Below are 19,823 nucleotides of genomic sequence, written 5' to 3'. Positions count from 1 at the left end.
AAGCTGGTCTTCTCTTGTAAAAAAAATGCCCTACATGGGTGCACTTCTTTTAACCAACCAAGTAATGGCAACTCCTGGAGATTTACTAAACCTTTCACTAAATGCCCAAGCAGTCCTCCCAGAAGGTTGTGTCCTTTTTGCGTTAATTGGAACGCTATTAGTTGATCTTGCTGGGGAAGAAACCGCAGCAAAATGGTCGCCCCCTATATGTTATGCAGGGCTAGGATCTTCAATACTCTTGTTGGCATTCCAATGGAATGGAGAGCCAGAGACAGCATTCTTAGGTGCATTTATTGTTGATAATTTCTCAATCGCTTTTAGAGCAATTGTTGCACTTTCAACTCTTATCTCACTGCTAATAAGTTGGAGGTATGCAGAACAAAGCGGAAGCCCAATAGGGGAATATGCAGCAATTCTTCTCGCTGCGACTCTTGGAGCAATGATTTTGTGTGGGTCTACAGATCTAATAAGTGTATTTATTTCATTAGAAACCTTATCTGTAGCCAGCTATTTGTTGTCAGGTTATCTGAAACGCGATGCTAAAAGCTCTGAAGCTGCACTGAAATATTTACTTGTGGGCTCTGCTGCTGCTGCAGTGTTTTTATATGGAGCATCCTTACTTTATGGCCTAAGTGGATCAACGAATCTGGAAAGCATAGGCATTGCACTACAAAGCAGTCCAAAACCTTTGGCAGCCTTAGCTCTTGTCTTAATTCTAGCAACTGTCGCATTCAAAATAGCCGCAGTTCCTTTTCATCAATGGACTCCAGATGTCTACGAAGGGTCCCCCACACCTGTCGTTGCATTTCTGTCAGTTGGTTCAAAAGCTGCTGGCTTTGCTTTAGCAGTAAGACTTTTAGTTGGATGTTTTATTGCATTTGACATTCAATGGAAGCTGCTTTTCACTGTTTTAGCAGTGTTAAGTATGACCTTGGGGAATGTTGTAGCACTAGCCCAAACGTCAATGAAGAGAATGCTTGCATATAGTTCAATTGGACAAGCAGGGTTTGTCATGATTGGCCTGGTTTGCGGCACCGAAGAAGGCTATGCAGCAATGATCCTTTACATGGCAGCATATCTATTCATGAATTTGGGTGCTTTTGCATGCATAATTCTTTTTTCGCTTAGAACTGGTAGTGACAGAATTGCCGATTACGCAGGTTTATACCAAAAAGATCCATTGATTACTCTTGGGTTAAGCCTATGCCTCCTGTCCCTAGGAGGTATACCCCCAATGCTTGGATTCTTTGGGAAAATATATCTTTTCTTTGCTGGTTGGTCTGACGGACAATATTTATTAGTAATAGTTGGCCTTGTAACATCAGTGATATCAATCTATTACTACATTTCTGTAATTAAAATGATGGTAGTAAAAGAACCACAAGAGGCTTCTGAGCTTGTTAAAAGCTACCCATTAATTCAATGGAGTTCTCTAGGCATGCCAACCTTAAGGATTGCTCTACTAACTTGTGTCTTTGCCACTGCAATTGGAGGTATTCTCTCAAACCCATTATTTCAATGGGCCAACAGTGCAGTTGCAGGGACTCCAATCCTTCAGGAAGCATTGGCCTTGGTTTCAAACAAAGGGGTTATAGGTTAATTCAAATGTTATGAAAAATCTTGTTGCAAAACTCTCTAATGTAAGCAAGCTTTATGGAGAAGGAGATCTACTCGTAAAAGCACTTGACGAAGTAAATCTAGAAATCAATAAAGGAGATTACTTAGCTGTAATGGGAGCAAGTGGCTCTGGCAAGAGTACAGCGATGAACATTTTAGGATGTCTTGATAGACCAACTCATGGGAGGTATCAATTAAACGGAAATGCTGTAGAAGACCTTACTGATGATGAACTTGCAGATCTCCGCAACCAAGAGCTTGGTTTTGTGTTTCAACAATTCCATCTCCTACAAGATGCAACTGCATTGGAAAATGTAATGCTACCAATGCTTTATGCCTGCATACCACCTGGAGAAAGAAAAGAATTAGCTGAAGAAGCTCTTCAAAAAGTTGGGCTGACTGAAAAAATGAATAATCGACCTAATCAACTTTCAGGGGGTCAACAACAACGCGTTGCAATAGCAAGAGCAATTATCAATAAGCCTTCTTTACTTTTAGCCGATGAACCGACAGGTGCTCTTGATTCAAATACAACTGAAGATGTCCTTGATTTATTTGATGAATTACATAGTCAGGGAATAACGCTTGTTCTTGTAACCCATGAAGATGAGGTAGCCCTTCGCGCAAAAAGAAAAGCACTATTCAAAGATGGAAAAGTTATTAGCATCAAATAAATTAGTTTTAATAGTTGCTCTATTTAGCATCACCATCGATTCCAAATTTCCTTTTTAATTCCCCTAGTTACGACAAGTTGTCCTTTTAGATCTAATCCCTCTATATCCCAAATCTTATCTGAGCCTGGCTTTGTAATTTTTCTTGCCCAAAGCATTCTCTCGCCTTCTTTACAAATCAATCCAGGGTTTTCCAATAACCTTGCAGCTCTCTCTATAGCTGCAAGTACTTCTAAAGACCATCTATAAGTGGAGCATTTGGATCTCCTAAAAACTTCTCTCAAAGCAATTCCTTCATGAGGAACCCGATTCCAAACATTTAAACCAATTCCCACACACATAAAAGTGGGCTCTTGGCCTCGATAAATTATGCGTGGTAGTAATCCAGCAATTTTCCTATGATTCACGAACAAATCATTTGGCCACTTGATCTGCACTGGGACAGAACAGTTCTCAATTCTATTTGCCAAGGCTACTGCGACAGCCAAGCCAAAGAGTGACTCTGAAAAAGGTTGTAAAGAATTACAAGGCAAAGCTGCACTGAGCCAAACCCCTCCTGAAGGGGAAATCCATCTACGACCTCTTTGTCCTTTTCCGTAAGACTGCCTGCGAGTTAAAAAAACCTTTGGATTACTTCTTAATAAAGATTTGCTCTTAAGCCACCTTGAAAGCTCTATCTCAGTACTTCCACAAACAGGCTTCCATCTCAATTCCCAAGTGCTTTTTAATAAGTCAGTATTTCTAATAAGATGAGTAATATGAGCAGCTCCAGTCCATGATGAAGAATGCCACATATTTAAAGTCTATAAGGGAGCTCAAAGATTATTCAAGCTATGATCTCTAGGATATCTTTATATTTTTTCTATTATTTGCTCTGTCTGGAGTAATGAACATTTAAGAAATACTCTTAAACAATTAACCCTCTGATAATTTGATCAAATTTACATCCACTAATAGATTGATTTAAATTATCAAAAAAGTATCTAAACTTCTGTGCTTTTCTATATCTAGGGATAATTATCAGGAGTACCTTTAATCACATGAAAGAAGTATTCGATCAAATATGACTCTTTTCCAAACTCTAGTTAAAAATTAATTATGAATTTTGATGATATTAAGAAAATTGCTGAGAATAATAGAGTTAGTCAAACCAACTCAAAAGTTAATGATGCTTATACTTTGTCGCAGTGTCTTAATCATTTAAAAGTCGAATGGAATAAAAACAAAAGTATTACTGCACTATGGCAAGACTGGCCAAGGATAGTAGGAGATAAGCTTGCTTCTAACTGTACTCTATTAACTTTTCAAGGAGGAGTCCTAACTATTGGTGCTCAACATCCTCAATGGAGACAAGCCTTAATATTCAACCGTAGTCAACTTCTAGCATCACTTCGAGCAGAAGGACATAAAATAAAAGATTTAAGAATTAAGCAATATTATCCCAAAAAACATAAGTTCAAACAAAATGAACAGGACATCTGGAAGGCGCATCCAAGCAGGGCAGACATTCACGGGAAGAGCATCTGTCCAATATGCAAATCCCCTTCTCCGGCAGGAGAAATATCTTTATGGAAAAAATGCTGTCTCTGTAGAAGAAAAGAATTATCAACACAAAATTCCGAGTAATAATTAAAAATCAAGTTTTTAATAGCAATATCCCCATCTGACCATTGGCTATTAACTTATAACTAGTTTCTTGAAATCCAATTTTCCTAGCTACTTCCTCTAGCAATTGGCCAGCCGGGAAAGTCTGCAAACTTTTCTCTAAATAGGCATATTCTTCTCGAAGGCCAATTAATGAAGCAATAGGTACAACTAAACTACGCAAATAAAGTTTTTGAATAATAGCCGTTTTGGAACCCTCAACAGGACGACTGAAATCCAAAATACCAGCCTTTGCTCCTGGTTTTAAAAGACGGTAAATCTCCTGTAAGCCATCCTCTGGGTCGGAAAGGTTGCGTAAACCATATGACATGACTACACCATCAAAACAAGCTGAAGGAAGACCAGTATTTAAAACATCTCTTTTCAGCCATGAGACAGGAAGCCATGGTTCGGCTAAAGCACGCTTGGTTGCTTGTAGTATTTGAGATCCAGAAAAGTCAATACCCAAAACACTTCCAAATGGTCGCACTAATCGAGCTAAAGAAAGAGTTAGATCGCCAGTTCCGCAGCATAAATCCACCCATTGTTCACCTGAAGAAGGTTTGAGATAAGTCACTAATTGTCTTTTCCAAGAACGGTGCCGACCGAAGCTAAATAGATCATTTAACAAGTCATACTTCTTAGCAATAGAATCAAATAATGATTGAATTGCCTTTGGGTCTCGTGGCTTCACTTCAAAAAATCCTCAAGAATTAAAATCATTTTTTATTACAATTGCCATAGATTAACAATCATAATAATCTAAAAATTAATTCTAAAAACACCTTTGATTTCTAATTTGAACTAATTTAAGTGCTTTTAATATCTAGTTGGTCTGATTGATAAATTGTTTTGCTGGAGATAGCTTTTTATTTCTTCAATAGTCAGATCTCTATCGTGAAGCAAAGAAGCCAAAAGAGCAGCAGAAGCCTTTCCATACTGAAATGCCTCCAATATATGTTCTAAGCAGCCTGCGCCTCCAGAAGCTATTACAGGGATGGGAACCGACTCTGAAATACTTTTAGTCAATTCCAGGTCATATCCTTTTTGGGTCCCATCTCCATCCATTGAAGTTAGCAGTATTTCTCCTGCGCCCAATTCAGCTGCTTTTTTTGCCCAGACTAGTGCGTCTAAACCAGTGTTTTTCCTTCCGCCATTCACATAGACATCCCATCCCAAAGGATTGCCTGGTCTTCGTTTAGCATCTATCGCTACAACAATGCATTGGGCTCCAAATTGAGTCGAGCCTTTCCTTATAAGATCAGGGTCTCTTACAGCAGATGAATTTAAGCTTATTTTATCAGCTCCAGCTCGTAAAAGCTCTGTGATTCCTTCTATAGAACTAATTCCACCTCCTACAGTAAAAGGGATTGTTACTGACTCAGCAGTTCGGCGAACTAAATCTATCAATGTTGCTCTTGCTTCAAAAGTTGCTGCAATATCAAGGAAGACCAATTCATCAGCACCCTCCTGGCTATAGCGATAAGCCAGTTCTACAGGATCCCCTGCGTCTCGCAGGCCAACAAAATTAACCCCTTTTACAACCCGTCCATTTGCAACATCAAGACAAGGAATTAGGCGAAGAGCAACCATAAACGTAAATTTAAAGTGCGGCGACTGTTAGGGTTGCCAACAACTAAAGATTGCATGTCATGCCCCAGTCAGTAAACCTTACGAGAATAGGATCAAGGGTCAAGATAAATCTTGATAGCGTTAGAGATCGAATTTCAAGTAATTTAATAAAAAAAATCTCTTCTGATCCCAGTGCCACTGTTATGGATTACAAAATGACAGATGGTGGGGGTGTTGGTGTAGTACTCAAACTTGCAGATGGAACAAAAAACTGGTTCTTTGAAAATGAACTTGGACGTAATTGAGGATTAAGAAAGTGAGTGACACTCGACAGCTATTAGGGATCAAAGGCGGTTCAGAGACAACAAGCATCTGGAAGCTGCGCCTGCAGTTAATGAAACCCATCACTTGGATACCTTTGTTATGGGGAGTTATTTGCGGCGCTGCAGCCAGTGGGAACTATCAATGGAGTTTAAGCAATTTCATTGCTTCCATTGCATGTATGTTCATGAGTGGGCCTCTGCTTACAGGTTATACCCAAACCATCAACGACTACTACGACAGGGAAATTGATGCCATTAATGAACCAAGTCGGCCGATCCCATCTGGTGCAATTTCACTCAATCAAGTACGCGTACAGATCTGGCTACTTCTATTGTTGGGATTATCTGTTGCCTATGGGCTGGACGTTTGGGCAGGCCACTCTACGCCTTCGCTACTATTTCTTGCGCTTGGTGGTTCATTTGTAAGCTATATCTATTCAGCACCACCATTAAAGCTTAAGCAAAATGGTTGGCTTGGTAATTATGCTCTTGGAGCAAGTTATATAGCTCTGCCATGGTGGGCAGGACAAGCTCTTTTCGGCCAACTCACTTGGACAACGGCATTCCTGACTTTGGCCTATAGCTTGGCAGGTTTAGGGATAGCAGTAATTAACGACTTTAAGAGTGTTGAAGGTGATAAGGCCTTAGGTCTTCAATCGCTTCCTGTTGCCTTTGGTATAAAAAATGCAAGCTTTATCAGTGCAGGAATGATTAACGTCTTTCAGATTGCCATGGTGATTGTATTAATATCTATTGGTCAACATCTAGCATCTGTTTTTCTTGTATTGCTAATCATCCCACAGATTACTTTCCAAGATATTTGGTTACTTCGAGATCCTTTGAAATTTGACGTTAAATATCAAGCTAGTGCTCAGCCCTTTTTAATCCTAGGGATGCTAGTTACAGCATTAGCTATAGGTCATAGCTCTCTAGTTAACTTTTAGTGCCTCGTAGAATTCAAACCTGGTTATCCTTAGCAACTAGTGCAATAGCTATAGGCTCTTTAATAGCAATCACAGAGAGACAAGCAAGCAAGTCATTAGATTCTCTTCTTCCTTCTGTGAGCAAAATAAGAGAATTCAATCGACCCGGCACTATTGAATTACTGGCATCAAACGGAGAAATCATTCAAAAGCTAGGGCCAATTACTCGAGATAAAATGACCTCAGAGTTCATTCCAACTATCATTAAGAAAGCCTTTATAGCATCTGAAGACAGACGGTTTTATAAACATAATGGGGTTGACTTCTGGAGCATTAGCAGGGCTATGCTTACAAATATCAAAGCAAAATCAATATTAGAAGGAGGAAGCACTATCACACAACAATTAGCAAGAATAATTTTTCTCAATCAAGAAAAAAGTATAAGCCGAAAACTTAAAGAGATAGCTCTAGCTTATAAGCTAGAGCGTAGTTTAGCCAAAGAGGAGATCCTCGAGCAATATCTTAATAACGTCTACTTAGGTTCAAATGCATATGGAGTTTCAGATGCATCATGGATCTATTTCAAGAAAACTCCCAATCAATTAAGTCTAGAGGAGGCAGCTTTGATAGCTGGATTAGCACCCGCACCCTCCGCATATTCACCATTAGTAAATGTTGAACTAGCTCTAAAGCGCAGATCTATCGTCTTAAGAAAGATGAGAGCAGAAAACTTTATATCTAATTCAGAGTTATTGATAGCTCTTAATAAGCCTTTAAATCTTCAACCTGCAATGCCTAAATATTTAAAAAGCAAAGCCCCTTTTTTTACATCATTTGTGGAGCAAGAACTTCCAAAAATATTGTCACAAGAGCAAATTGAAATTGGCGGGCTAAAAATCAAAACCAGTCTCATTCTAGATTGGCAATTAAAAGCGAGGGAAGTCATTAAGACTCAAAGTCCAAAGAATGCTGAAGGAGCAATTATATCAATTGAGCCTAGTACTGGCCTGATAAGGGTCCTCGTAGGGGGAAAAGACTATAGCAAGAACCAATTCAACAGAGCGACACAAGCACTAAGATCACCTGGTTCAACATTTAAAATTTTCCCTTACATAGCAGCAATTAACAATGGTTATCAACCTGAGGACAGGCTGTTTGACACCCCAAGATGTTGGCATGGTTATTGCCCTAAGAATTTTGGTAACATCTACTATGGGGAGGTATCACTAAGCAATGCGTTTAGTAACTCTTTAAATACTATTGCTGTTGATTTATTGGCAAAGGTAGGTTTCAAAAAGGTAATCTCCCTAGCGAATCAATTCGGCGTAGGAAATGTGGAGAAACTTGGCTATTACTACCCGTTAGCCATAGGAGCCTTTGAAGAGACAGTCCTAAACATGAGTGCTGCTTATGCAGCAATTGCAAACAGAGGTATGTATATAAAGCCCTCAGCCATTGAAGAAATAAGAGGACCGAAAAATGATCTCTTATGGGAGCAAAGCATCGGCCAAGGCGAAGGACGTAGAGTCATCTCTACTCAGGTAGCCGATACAATGAATTGGATGCTAAGGAAAGTAGTTTCGCAAGGCTCAGGGATAGCAGCCTCCCTAGGAAATCGGCAAGTAGCAGGAAAAACCGGGACTTCAGAAAACAATCGGGATCTTTGGTTTATTGGATCCATACCTCAACTTACAACAAGTGTTTGGTTTGGAAGTGACAATAACACCACGATAAGGGGAAGCAGTGGAGATGCTGCATTGGCTTGGAAGCAATTCATGCGAAAAATCAACTCTGATCTCGAGCTCGTTGATTTCCCTAGACGTACCTTTAATTAAGTTTTATAGCGAATCAATGATTGCAGCATAAAAGCCATCTCCCCCTTCAACCTCGCCTGGCCAAATTTGTTTTTGGTCCCTTAGGATTAATTGATCATAACGTGAGATAATATTTTCCACTTGTTTAAAGTTCTCATCAGGGTGAATCGTGCATGTCGAGTAGACGATCCTTCCACCTGACTTCAATAATGGAATAATTCCATCAAATAATCTTACCTGCAACAAAACCAATTCCTCTATCTTGCTAGGTGTAATACGCCACCTTGCATCAGGGTTCCTAGCTAATGTACCTAATCCAGAGCAAGGAGCATCTAATAAAATCCTTTGAAAATAGTTCTTCCATGAAGGCATTTGATTTAAAAGATTCGTAGAATCAGCAGAAAGAAAATGTATAGATTGCAGTCCAAGTCGTGTTGTATTAGCAATAGTTAATTTCAAACGTTTTGGAGAGGAATCTACAGCCCAAATTTCTCCTATATCATCTATAAGTTCAGCTACATGTGTTGTTTTCCCTCCTGGAGCAGCACAAGCATCAAGTACAGATTCCCCTGGCTTTGCTTCTAAAAGAGGTGCTACCCATTGTGCGGAACGATCCTGAACAGACCATTCCCCTTCCTTGTAACCAGGCCATTCTCGTATTTCCCTAATACCAGATGAGATACTTAAACCTTGCGAACATCGCTGTATGCAATTACTTTCAATTCCCACATCGCGAAATTTCTTCTGGATACTATGAATACTTGAACACCTACCATTAATCCTTAAATCAATGGTAGGTGTTTGATTGAATGCCTGAGCAATAATCTCTGCGCCTTCTTCCCCCTTCCATTCCATTAACTTCTCGGCCATCCACTTAGGTATTGAGTGTTTTTGTGCTAATCGAGCCACAGTTCCATCACACAATGGCAACTCATCTCCAGAGTTACGCGCTTTAACTGCTTTTCTCAAGATCGCATTCACTACTGGAGCAAGACGTCCTAAGCCCTTCCTCTTAGCCAGCTCTACTGTTGTATTAACTGCTGCTGAAACGGGGATTCGATCCATATAAAAAATCTGATAAAGACCTAAATGAAGCAACCAACGAAGCAAAGGAGGTTGCTTATGTGATGGCACCTTCCCCAAATGATCAATCCAGGAATCCAATGTCTGACGTTGACGAATTGAACCGCATGCCAATTCAGTAGCAAGAGCCTTGTCAACTACGCTTAACTTATATTTGCGGAAAGTCTTCGCAATAGCGACATCAGTAAAAGCACCTTTAGCAACAGCCTTAAGGATCTCCCATACTGCAGCTCTAGGTGGCAAACCTATTGTTAATTTATCGTCTGAAATAATTGTATAACTCCTTTAAGAAACACACTATTTAAGAAGTTAATCTTAAAGCAAATTAAGATAAAAATTTGCTTGTTAACAATTTCAAGTAAGCTTCAAGAATATACTAAAACTTTCTTCATTTAGATTTTGATAAAACTTGTAAATATTATTTGCTTTAAAAAAAAGCTAATCATCTAATTTATCTTAGACCTCTTTAACAAGTTGAAAATGTTAAATCTAAAACGAAGCATTTTCAGGAAATTTCTTAGATAAGCATCCTCACATTGTTTCTAATTTCATGCCTCTTCTACCACGTCGATTCCAAAAGATTAAGTCAGTTTTAGATCGGAGGATGTCCAATCTTACAATCCTTACGGAAGAGATCGAAAAGCCTCACAATCTCTCGGCAATTCTTCGTACTTGTGATGCCATTGGCATATTAGAAGCACATGCAATCTTCAAGGAAAATAAAACACCTACTTTCAATAGTACGGCCCAGGGAAGTCAAAAATGGGTCAAGCTAAAAGAACATAAAAACATTGAGGTTGCTACTACATATTTAAAGCAAATGGGCTTTCGGTTGTATGGCACTAGCCTTAATAAGCGTGCAAAAGACTACCGACTGTTTGATTACAAAGGGCCAACAGCCTTTATAATGGGTGCAGAAAAGTGGGGCCTTAGTGAATCGGCTACTGATTTAGTAGATGAGACTATTTATATACCTATGCGAGGAATGGTTCAGTCATTAAACGTGTCTGTTGCAGCTGCAACACTTCTTTTCGAAGCATTACGTCAACGTGAGACATCAGAAACATCTGCTCACTTAGGAGAAAAAATGGATCAAGAGCTTTATAATAAAACTTTATTTGAATGGTCTTATCCTGAAGTTGCTAAATGGTGCAAACAAAATAATCGAGATTACCCTAAATTAAGTAAAACAGGAGAGATTCTAGAGAAGCTTCCAAGGACAGTCAAATTACGCTGTTAATCTATTCCCTATGTCAAAGTAATTACAATGAAGAGTGAGCCTGGCTTTATACCAACCGATCTCAGTTTTTGATCGAAATCCATTCGAAGTTTCTATATTTCGAGCAAACCCCAGTCCTACCATAGCGAAACAAGGACCTATATGCTGGCTAATAAATGATTACGGCTCATTCAATTGACTCTTCTCAATAAAGTCCTCAAGAGCTTCACCAATTAAAGAGAGCGAAAAGACCAGTCCAAACATTGCCATTCCAGGGTAGAGGGCCGTCCACCAAATGCCTATTGGGACAGCATCTAAAGCCAAATTCAGATCACTCCCCCATTCAGGAATAGTCTCGGGCAAACCAAGTCCAAGAAAACCTAGCCCTCCTAAGACTAAAACTCCATCAGCTGCGTTCAAGGTCAAAAGAACAGGTAGAGAAGTTATTACATTTTTCAAAAGATATTTGCGCATTATCCATACAGGCCCAGCTCCCATTGCTTTTGCTGATTCAATATAAAGTTCCGTTTTCACTTGCTCCGTTTGATTCCTAACAACACGAAAATATTGAGGTATATAAACTACACATAAAGCAATGGCTGCATTGACAATTCCTCGGCCTAAAACAAAAGCTATAACAACTGCAAGAAGCAATACTGGAACTGTGTAAAGCGTTTCCATGATTAATACCATTATCCGGTCAACAAATCCACCGATATACCCGCTAAGGATCCCCATTGGCACACCAATTAGCACAGCAAGTCCTACAGCCAACAAAACAACTTGAAGTGCGACCCCAGTACCTTGCAAAGTCCTCACACAAACATCTCTCCCCAATCGATCTGTGCCACACCAATGATCCCAAGATGGGGAGGCGTACATTGGGCTTCCTAAGCCTTGCTGGCCATCAGGTAAAACACCTAAGTTAATTAAAGGTGGTGTCAAGAATGCAGCCGTTAAATAAATCGCCAACAATAACATTCCCAAAACCGCAAGTTTTGTAGAGAGTTTGCTGGAATTTTTCGCTTTTAAGGCCAAAAATATCAAAATTCAACTATAAATAATAATAATAAGTAGAAATTATTTGCAACAAGCGCTTAAATAAATATATTCAAAAACATACTATGGATTTCAAAAATCAAGGTCTAACTGTTGGGGAATTAACTATAACTATTGCCATAGTAATTTTAGCAGGGTTTCTTTGGTCCAACATAGTCAAAAAAGATGCCTCCAATCAAAGCCTGAATAGATATTCAACTACAAGTAATGTCCTATTTAATAATCCAAGCCTTAAAGTATAAAAGTAAAATTTTGAGATTAGAAAAATTACTATGGACTATATTATTGATTTAATTTGAGCACTGCCATAAAGGCCTCTTGTGGGACATCGACTTTTCCCATTGACTTCATTCTTTTCTTTCCTTTAGCTTGCTTTTTAAGTAATTTTTTCTTCCTAGAAATATCTCCGCCATAACATTTTGCTAGAACGTCCTTGCGCAAAGCGCTAATACTCTCACTAGCTATAACTCTGCTCCCAATCGAAGCTTGTAATGGAATTTTAAATTGTTGTTTTGGTATCAGCTCCTTTAACTTTTCGACTAATCCTTTCCCTACCCCATAAGCTTTTTCACGATGAACGATAGTTGTGAGAGGATCTGCTTTTTCTGCATTAATCAATACATCTAATCTAACTAGATCATTTTTTCGATAACCTATTAAGTGATATTCCATTGAAGCATATCCCTTGGTTCGGCTCTTCATCTGATCAAAAAAATCAGTGACAACCTCTGCTAAAGGGATCTCATAAATCAGCGTAACTCGATCTGTAGTTATAAATTTCATATCAACAAAATCACCTCGACGATCTTGACATAGCCCCATCAATGTACCGTTGTAATCATTAGGAGCGTAGATTTCAATCCGAACATATGGCTCTTCTATTGATTCACGCTTCTGTGGATCAGGCAAGGTGGAAGGATTATCAACAAGAAGAACTTCTCCGTCAAGCATATTTACTTGATAAATTACTGATGGAGCAGTGACTATTAGATCAAGATCATATTCTCTTTCTAATCTTTCCTGAACAATCTCCATGTGAAGTAGACCCAGGAATCCACAGCGAAAACCGAATCCCATTGCACTACTGGTTTCTGGCTCATACTTCAATGCAGCATCTGAAAGTTGCAATTTATCCAAAGCATCTCTAAGGTCTGGATATTGATCAGCATCTGTTGGGAATAATCCACAAAAAACCATTGGCTTTGCTTCGGTATACCCGGGCAAAGGTTCATATGCTGGGTTGTTTAATAATGTTATAGTGTCTCCCACACGAGCATCAGCAACTGCTTTGATTGATGCTGCTAAATAGCCTACTTCGCCTGCGTGCAATTCATTCACCTTACTCTGGTCAGGAGCCATGACACCTATCTCATCAAGCTCATAACTCTTTTTACTAGCCATTAGAAGAATTTTATCTCTAGATGAAATTCTTCCAGTCATTACACGGAAATATACGATCACGCCTCTATATGAATCATAATAAGAATCAAAGATCAGAGCCTTAGTAGGTTCATCTAAAAGGTCTTTAGGTGGCGGAATCCTTTCAACAACAGCTTGCAATATTTCTGATATACCTACTCCTGTTTTTGCTGAACAAGAAATTGCATTAGAGGTATCCAAGCCAATGATAGATTCAATTTCTTTTTTAATTTTTTCAGGATCTGCCCCAGGGAGATCAACCTTATTCAATACTGGGATGATTTCCAAATCGTTTTCAAGAGCTAAATAAACATTTGCCAAAGTTTGGGCTTCAACTCCTTGACTCGCATCTACTACTAACAAAGCACCTTCACATGCTTGTAAAGATCTACTTACTTCATAAGAAAAGTCAACATGCCCCGGGGTATCAATTAGATTGAGCACATATGCTTCACCATCACTCGAAGAGTAATTCATCCTCGCCGCTTGAAGTTTAATAGTAATGCCTCTTTCTCTTTCAAGGTCCATATTGTCAAGGAACTGTTCTTGCATATCCCTAGAGGAAACAGTCCCTGTCTCTTGTAAAAGCCTGTCTGCAAGTGTTGACTTGCCATGATCTATATGTGCAATGATGCAAAAGTTCCTTAATCTTGAGACGGATACATTAGTCATGTGTTTCTAACCTTTGTCATTGAATTAGTATTTATGTGATTTTGCAAATGGAAGAAATTTTCATTTGTTATTTATCACAATCCAAGAAGAGAATTGCTTCGGTGTCGAAGTCTATTTAGAAGGTTTTTGTCGGAGTTTATATCTTTTCTAAAACTAGGTAATAGTTTTTTTAATCTCTCTTGCCAAAGATCACTGCATAATTGATCTTTCCAACAACGCTCTAAAACTTCTAGCATAATAGACACCGCAGTACTCGCCCCCGGTGATGCCCCTAACAAAGCAGCTAAAGAACCATCAGACGAAGTCACAACTTCTGTACCCATTTTCAGCTCCCCTCCTTGATTTGTCATTTTTATAATCTGTACTCTCTGACCTGCAACTGATAATGTCCAATCTTCTGACCTAACATTAGGGAAAAAGCTACTAAGCAAATCTATTCTTGATGAATGGTTAAGTTGAATTTGACTAAAAAGATACTTGATCAAATCAATGTTTTTTATTCCAGATTGAATCATAGGGGTTAGGTTCGTGAGTTTAATAGAACGAAAAAAATCAAACTTTGATCCATATTTTAAGAATTTAGTATTAAACCCTGCAAATGGTCCAAACAACAAGGAGCGTTCTCCTTTTATCCATCTTGTATCCAAATGTGGTACTGACATCGGTGGTGCTCCGATAGCACTTTTACCGTAAACTTTTGCATTGTGTGTTTGAGTTAATTCAGGATTGTTACATAACAACCATTGCCCACTAACAGGGAAGCCCCCATATTCTCTGCCCTCAGGTATTTTAGATTTCTGCAATAAAGCCAATGCAGCACCTCCGGCTCCTAAAAATACAAATGGTGCTTTTACACAATATTCACTACCATTTTTAGACAAACTGAGTTGCCATATTTGATTATCATGCCTTTGTATATCGACAACCTCAGTTGAAACCTCTATCTTGACAGAGTCAGTCTGCTCAAGCATCTCGATATAAGTAGTCGTTAATGCTCCAAAATCTATATCCGTTCCTCTTTTGACTCTTGTTGCAGCCACTTTCTGTTGTGGGTCCCTCCCGTTCATCATCAAGGGTATCCATTCCTTGAGCTCTCCGCTATCTTCACTCCATTCCATATCACTAAACTGTGGCTGAGAAACAAGTTTGCTATAACGCTGCCTTAAAAATGCAATATTTTCTTCACTCCAGACACAACTAACATGAGGCAAAAGATGCAGAAAACTCTCTGGTGATAATTTACCCATTTCAGTTAGTGACGCCCAAAACTCCAAGCTTCTTTCGAAAGACGAATTAATAGCAAGTGCTTTATCAATATTTAAACTTCCATCTGAGTTAAGCGGTGTGTAATTAAATTCACAATTAGCAGCATGTCCGGTTCCCGAATTATTTAAAGCGGCGCTGCTTTCTAATGCTGGTGATTCTAATCTTTCGATGATGAGAATCCTCATCTCAGGCTCTAATTCATGAAGTAATACAGCCAAAGTCGCACTCATGATGCCAGCCCCAACTAATACTGCATCAAATCGAGCTTCTGAACCTAGAGCATCAGAGGAGATCACAAAACTAGATTTTCCCTATTGAGACAAGATATGAGTAGGCTAAGCCTAATCCAATGCAATAAACAAACTTATGGAAAATCAAACTATGGCACTTACACATGAGAATGTTGAGAAAGTCTTAGATGAATTAAGACCGTTTTTACTAGCAGATGGTGGAAACGTAGAAATAGCTGAGATTGATGGGCCAATAGTAAAAGTAAGATTACAAGGAGCCTGTGGAAGCTGTCCAAGTAGCACTATGACACTAAAAATGGGGATTGAAAGGAAATTACGTGAAATGATTCCCGAAGTTAACGAAGTAATTCAAGTGCTTTGATCTATTGAGATTGGCTTTTAAAGCCTTTATCAACAGCCTCTTTACTTAAGGCTGATTCGAAGTCCAAACAGTTTAGGGGGAGCCCTCTATAGATGGAAATCATTAATGGACTGAAAATACCAGCTGTAAAAATCAATGGATAAATCCCTAAAGAAGCTGACTTAGCAAAATAAGTAATTAAATATATACCCAATAGGTAGAGGTGGAAATAAAGGAATCTACTTGGCTTGCTGCCCATCCATCTAATTGACGATCCGAGGAAAAATAAAAAAGCTTTCATCTTTTAAGAATTGTTTTTCAGAGCTATAACACCCATACCTCAACAAGATTATCACCTTAAGACTGTGGCATAGCCTTGTTAGCAAGAATAACAAGGCAAAAACGCAACAACTAACTTATAAGATCAGCATTAAATTGAAAAAGATGCCAAGATCATTCATTTAATAAAATAGGTGGAGTATTTATTCAAACTGCAACCTAGTATTATGAAATTATATCCTATAATAAATAACGCAGATTAATAATAAAATAGTTAGCTTTGTCACTAAGGTATTGAGATTGATTGTTCAGTCAAGATAAGCCGAATATTCTATATATATTAACAACTACTTTCTATTAATAGCATTATCTAATAGTGGTTTCCATCTTTATTTGCAATAGAAAGTTAAACTTTTCAACTATTTACTTAATTGTCAATTCATAGAGAGAAAAAGTCCTTTTAAAAGGATTAGTTAATTAGATTATAAGTGTATAGAGAAACCCTGACTTCTCAAAAAATTACTCCGGCAATCGGCATAAGTTTTCGTTATGTAACTCTTAAAAGTCATATGTAAATGAAACTATATACAAGGGTAGTGCAAAGATTTATATTAAAGGGAATAGTGAATGACCAATGCACTTGTTATTGTTCAAAAATCAATTCCATGGTTGAACTAACACTAATGGTTCTTCTAAATACTGTAGGGGATAAATTCTGTGTGTACCGATCACAAGGAAATGATACCTATAAATCCCTACTCTTGGCTTACAGTGATGCCAGTGAAAAGTATGGAGTAAAAGAAGTTAAAAAAGTAATTAAAGAATCTGATGCTTTGAATTTCTCAGCAGTTGCAGTTGGACTTTTGAAATGCCCTCAACATTTTAATTAAGCTAAGATTAAAAAATAAGCTAGTAAAAATGAAATCAAATAAAAGTTTCATGTACTAAATTTAAATGAACAATTTACGCTCAAATCTTCCCGCTTTAGAAAACAAGTTTTATTTTAATTATGGAGGGCAAGGCCCTTTACCCAAAGCATCACTAGATTCGATCACTGCTAGCTGGGTAAAGATCCAGCAATTAGGTCCTTTCACTAATGATGTTTGGCCCTTTATAAGTAATGAAATTCAAGAGACAAAGCTCCTAATTGCAAGGCTTTGTGGCGTATCTACTAAACGAATTGCTCTAACTGAAAATGTTACAACAGGATGCATTCTCCCTCTATTAGGGATTCCTTTTTTAGAAGGAGAAAGAATATTAATAAGCAACTGCGAACATCCCGGCGTTGTCTCAGCCTGTAAAGAGTTAGCTAAGCAAAAGAAACTTTGTATTGACATATTTGATGTTCAAAGTCTATCTGGGGGGATTGAAAAAGCAGAAAACACTACTGCTGAAGTAATAAAAAGCTTAGAGCTGTCTTTGACCCCAAAAACTAGGCTTGTTGTGTTATCTCATCTCCTTTGGAATACTGGGGAAATAATGCCAATCGAGTTAATTGCAAGTTTTCTAGGCAAATATAAAGATCCACCTTTCTTACTAGTTGATGCAGCTCAAAGTTTCGGTCAAATCCCAATAGGAAGTGCTGCATCAAAAGCAGATATTTATGCCTTTACAGGCCATAAATGGGCTTTTGGGCCTGAAGGTCTTGGAGCTACAATTGTTTCTGAAAGAATTTTAGAGCAATCAAATCCCACTTTAGTGGGATGGAAAAGCCTTAAAAATGAAGGGAGTATTTATTCAGATAACACTAACCCTTACCATTCAGATGGTAGGAAGTTTGAAATAGCAACGTCATGTACACCACTTCTATCTGGACTACGATGTTCACTCGAACTCCTTGAGAAAGAGGGCACTGATTACCAAAGAATCGAAAAGATCCAATCCCTAAGCAAAGAGCTATGGGTTGAATTGCGCAAAATTCATCCAATAAAACTTGTTCTACAAAGTCCTCCTCAGACTGGTCTTTTAAGTTTCTCTGTTAAATCAAATATGTCTCATAATCAAATTGTCAGGGCACTTGGCAAGAAATCAACTTGGATAAGAGTCTTAGAAGACCCAACTTGGCTAAGAGCATGTGTTCATATCACCACTACTAGAGAAGAAATCAAAGAACTGACAAAAAGATTAAAAGAAATTTCTAAGGAATAAATATCTTAAACAGATAACTTGGAAGCCAGAGCTTCTCTAGCAATATCTCTATCATCAAACTCAACTTTTTCAAGCCCAAGTATTTGATAACTCTCATGTCCTTTGCCTGCTATTAAGATGATGTCCTCTGGTAAAGCCATGAAAATAGCCTTTCTGATAGCAGCACCCCTATCAATTTCAATGATTATCTCCTTCTTCACAGACATACCCATTACAACGTCATCAAGAATTTGTTGAGGATTTTCTGTTCTTGGATTATCAGAAGTAAGTAATATTTCATCAGCCAATTCCGAGGCAATCGCTCCCATCTGAGATCTCTTCCCTCGATCCCTATCACCACCACAACCAAATACACAATAAAGCTTGCCGGATACCAATGGTCGCAATGCAGTTAGAGCGTTCTGCAGTCCGTCAGGAGTATGAGCATAGTCAACAATCACAATTGGCAACTCACCTTTAATCCGGACTTGCTCCATTCGACCAGGAATACCAGGGAAACTTTTAATCGCAGGGAGCAGAGCATCCAAGGGAATCCCTTGTTGAAGCAAAGCACCTACTGCCTGAAGTAAATTCATTAAATTAAAATCACCTATCAATGGAGAGAAAAAAGAGCCTTCTCCAGCAGGACTATGTAAGATTCCTTCAACACCTCTAGAAGTCTTTTCTAAGTCTGTAAAAAACAATTCTGGCTGTATCGACTCTTTTTTTGTGTGATTTAAGGAGGAACGCCAACAAGAGTCTCCTAAGGTTTCCGACAATCTACGCCCCCAGGGGTCATCGATATTGACCACAGATCTTGCAATTCCATCTTTTAATAAAGGTGATTTAAATAAAAGAGACTTCACATTAAAATACTCTTCCATCGAATCATGATAGTCAAGGTGATCTTGTGTGAGGTTGGTAAACACAGCTCCAGCGAAGCGGCAACCTGCAACTCGTCCTTGTGCAAGCGCATGTGAACTAACTTCCATTACCCCCAAACCGACACCTGCTAAAACTGCTTGAGCAAGTTGGGTCTGCAATACATCTCCAAAAGCTGTTGTATGACTAGAGATCTCGCTATGTCCTGGCCAACGATTCACTAAAGTTCCAAACAATGCAGACTTGAGCCCAGATGTTGAACTCAAATGCTCTATCAAGTAAGAAGTTGTGGTTTTGCCATTGGTTCCGGTAACACCTATTAGATTTATTTTCAATGATGGTTTTTGCCAAAACAAAGAGGCGGCCTCTCCCATCCAAACACTTACTGGATCCGGCACTACAAAGACTATATCCTGGCTTCCTGGGGGGTCTACTTCTGCTGCCTTTTGACTAATTACTGCACCTATCGCTCCCGAAGCCAATGCTTGACGCCAAAACATGCCTCCATCAACCCTTGCTCCTTGCAATCCAAAGAAAAGCTCCCCTTCCCTCGGGGAGCGTGAATCACAACCAATACTTTCAACAAGTAAATCTTCTAAAACAATTGGAGAGTCAATACCAATTTCTTTTAAAAGAGAATGTAGCTTATAAGTCATTTCAAT

At 38.6% G+C, this 19,823-nt stretch carries 20 protein-coding genes; 11 read left to right on the top strand and 9 right to left on the bottom strand.

The annotated features are described in order from the left end of the window. Window positions 1-25: 25 nt before the first annotated feature. Window positions 26-1,600, top strand: coding sequence for an NAD(P)H-quinone oxidoreductase subunit N (locus EV07_RS02045; RefSeq protein ID WP_036916938.1), 1,575 nt, complete (start codon window positions 26-28; stop codon window positions 1,598-1,600). A 10-nt stretch (window positions 1,601-1,610) separates the two neighbouring features. Continuing rightward, a complete protein-coding gene (locus EV07_RS02040) occupies window positions 1,611-2,291 on the top strand; it encodes an ABC transporter ATP-binding protein (protein WP_036916936.1) in 681 nt (226 codons plus the stop codon). A gap of 29 nt (window positions 2,292-2,320) precedes the next feature. On the opposite strand, the gene EV07_RS02035 is transcribed toward EV07_RS02040, so the two are convergent. Further along, entirely contained in the window at window positions 2,321-3,082 is a 762-nt protein-coding gene (locus EV07_RS02035; RefSeq protein WP_052043782.1) for a biotin--[acetyl-CoA-carboxylase] ligase, read from the bottom strand. A 304-nt stretch (window positions 3,083-3,386) separates the two neighbouring features. Here EV07_RS02035 and EV07_RS02030 point away from each other — a divergent pair, with 304 nt between their 5' ends. Continuing rightward, the gene (locus EV07_RS02030) at window positions 3,387-3,914 is read left to right on the top strand and encodes a DUF721 domain-containing protein (RefSeq protein WP_036916933.1); all 528 of its coding nucleotides are present in this window, start codon (window positions 3,387-3,389) and stop codon (window positions 3,912-3,914) included. A 10-nt stretch (window positions 3,915-3,924) separates the two neighbouring features. Here EV07_RS02030 and ubiE read toward each other — a convergent pair whose 3' ends face one another. Together ubiE and hisF are read right to left on the bottom strand one after the other, a co-directional pair. Continuing rightward, window positions 3,925-4,626, bottom strand: coding sequence for a bifunctional demethylmenaquinone methyltransferase/2-methoxy-6-polyprenyl-1,4-benzoquinol methylase UbiE (gene ubiE, locus EV07_RS02025; RefSeq protein WP_036916930.1), 702 nt, complete (start codon window positions 4,624-4,626; stop codon window positions 3,925-3,927). Window positions 4,627-4,751: 125 nt separating this feature from the next. Further along, window positions 4,752-5,525 carry an imidazole glycerol phosphate synthase subunit HisF gene (hisF, locus tag EV07_RS02020; protein ID WP_036916928.1) on the bottom strand — a complete coding sequence of 258 codons (774 nt, stop codon included), beginning with the start codon at window positions 5,523-5,525 and terminating at the stop codon, window positions 4,752-4,754. A gap of 59 nt (window positions 5,526-5,584) precedes the next feature. On the opposite strand from hisF, the gene petP reads away from it, so the two are divergent. Genes petP through EV07_RS02005 form a run of 3 tightly spaced genes read left to right on the top strand, consistent with a single transcriptional unit; the run spans window position 5,585 to window position 8,585 of the window. Continuing rightward, the gene (gene petP / locus EV07_RS02015) at window positions 5,585-5,809 is read left to right on the top strand and encodes a cytochrome b6f subunit PetP (RefSeq protein ID WP_036916926.1); all 225 of its coding nucleotides are present in this window, start codon (window positions 5,585-5,587) and stop codon (window positions 5,807-5,809) included. 11 nt (window positions 5,810-5,820) lie between these two features. Continuing rightward, window positions 5,821-6,771, top strand: coding sequence for a chlorophyll synthase ChlG (gene chlG, locus EV07_RS02010; protein ID WP_036918118.1), 951 nt, complete (start codon window positions 5,821-5,823; stop codon window positions 6,769-6,771). Further along, the gene (locus EV07_RS02005; protein WP_036916924.1) at window positions 6,771-8,585 is read left to right on the top strand and encodes a transglycosylase domain-containing protein; all 1,815 of its coding nucleotides are present in this window, start codon (window positions 6,771-6,773) and stop codon (window positions 8,583-8,585) included. Before chlG ends, EV07_RS02005 begins: the two co-directional genes overlap by 1 nt. A 3-nt stretch (window positions 8,586-8,588) precedes the next feature. On the opposite strand, the gene EV07_RS02000 is transcribed toward EV07_RS02005, so the two are convergent. Further along, window positions 8,589-9,890 (bottom strand): 16S rRNA (cytosine(967)-C(5))-methyltransferase, encoded by a 1,302-nt coding sequence (locus tag EV07_RS02000; protein WP_241433978.1) that lies wholly within the window; start codon window positions 9,888-9,890, stop codon window positions 8,589-8,591. A 307-nt stretch (window positions 9,891-10,197) separates the two neighbouring features. Here EV07_RS02000 and trmH point away from each other — a divergent pair, with 307 nt between their 5' ends. Continuing rightward, a complete protein-coding gene (trmH, locus tag EV07_RS01995) occupies window positions 10,198-10,887 on the top strand; it encodes a tRNA (guanosine(18)-2'-O)-methyltransferase TrmH (protein ID WP_036916918.1) in 690 nt (229 codons plus the stop codon). A gap of 159 nt (window positions 10,888-11,046) precedes the next feature. On the opposite strand, the gene EV07_RS01990 is transcribed toward trmH, so the two are convergent. Next, window positions 11,047-11,847, bottom strand: a complete 801-nt coding sequence (locus EV07_RS01990; RefSeq protein WP_081936953.1) for an ABC transporter permease — start codon at window positions 11,845-11,847, stop codon at window positions 11,047-11,049. Window positions 11,848-11,990: 143 nt separating this feature from the next. On the opposite strand from EV07_RS01990, the gene EV07_RS09735 reads away from it, so the two are divergent. Continuing rightward, a complete protein-coding gene (locus EV07_RS09735) occupies window positions 11,991-12,167 on the top strand; it encodes a hypothetical protein (RefSeq protein ID WP_193742676.1) in 177 nt (58 codons plus the stop codon). Window positions 12,168-12,207: 40 nt separating this feature from the next. Here the strand turns inward: EV07_RS09735 and lepA are convergent, their stop codons facing one another. After that, window positions 12,208-14,016 carry a translation elongation factor 4 gene (gene lepA / locus EV07_RS01985; protein ID WP_036916916.1) on the bottom strand — a complete coding sequence of 603 codons (1,809 nt, stop codon included), beginning with the start codon at window positions 14,014-14,016 and terminating at the stop codon, window positions 12,208-12,210. A gap of 74 nt (window positions 14,017-14,090) precedes the next feature. Then, complete coding sequence (locus tag EV07_RS01980; RefSeq protein ID WP_036916914.1) at window positions 14,091-15,578, bottom strand: malate:quinone oxidoreductase; 1,488 nt, start codon at window positions 15,576-15,578, stop codon at window positions 14,091-14,093. 70 nt (window positions 15,579-15,648) lie between these two features. Here EV07_RS01980 and EV07_RS01975 point away from each other — a divergent pair, with 70 nt between their 5' ends. Beyond that, the gene (locus EV07_RS01975; protein WP_036916911.1) at window positions 15,649-15,894 is read left to right on the top strand and encodes a NifU family protein; all 246 of its coding nucleotides are present in this window, start codon (window positions 15,649-15,651) and stop codon (window positions 15,892-15,894) included. Between the two features lies 1 nt (window position 15,895). Here EV07_RS01975 and EV07_RS01970 read toward each other — a convergent pair whose 3' ends face one another. Then, window positions 15,896-16,174, bottom strand: coding sequence for a hypothetical protein (locus tag EV07_RS01970; protein WP_052051454.1), 279 nt, complete (start codon window positions 16,172-16,174; stop codon window positions 15,896-15,898). A 553-nt stretch (window positions 16,175-16,727) separates the two neighbouring features. On the opposite strand from EV07_RS01970, the gene EV07_RS01965 reads away from it, so the two are divergent. Both EV07_RS01965 and EV07_RS01960 read left to right on the top strand, forming a co-directional pair. Further along, entirely contained in the window at window positions 16,728-17,042 is a 315-nt protein-coding gene (locus tag EV07_RS01965) for a hypothetical protein (protein WP_241433977.1), read from the top strand. 64 nt (window positions 17,043-17,106) lie between these two features. Further along, window positions 17,107-18,300: an aminotransferase class V-fold PLP-dependent enzyme gene (locus tag EV07_RS01960; protein WP_036916907.1), complete on the top strand. Its 1,194-nt coding sequence runs from the start codon at window positions 17,107-17,109 to the stop codon at window positions 18,298-18,300. A 5-nt stretch (window positions 18,301-18,305) separates the two neighbouring features. Here EV07_RS01960 and EV07_RS01955 read toward each other — a convergent pair whose 3' ends face one another. Beyond that, complete coding sequence (locus EV07_RS01955; protein ID WP_036916904.1) at window positions 18,306-19,817, bottom strand: UDP-N-acetylmuramoyl-L-alanyl-D-glutamate--2,6-diaminopimelate ligase; 1,512 nt, start codon at window positions 19,815-19,817, stop codon at window positions 18,306-18,308. Between the last annotated feature and the right edge of the window lie 6 nt (window positions 19,818-19,823).

This window comes from Prochlorococcus sp. MIT 0603 (assembly GCF_000760215.1).
GTDB lineage: Bacteria > Cyanobacteriota > Cyanobacteriia > PCC-6307 > Cyanobiaceae > Prochlorococcus_E.
Note: the sequence above shows the minus strand (reverse complement) of the source record. Positions and strands in the feature narration are given on the sequence as shown.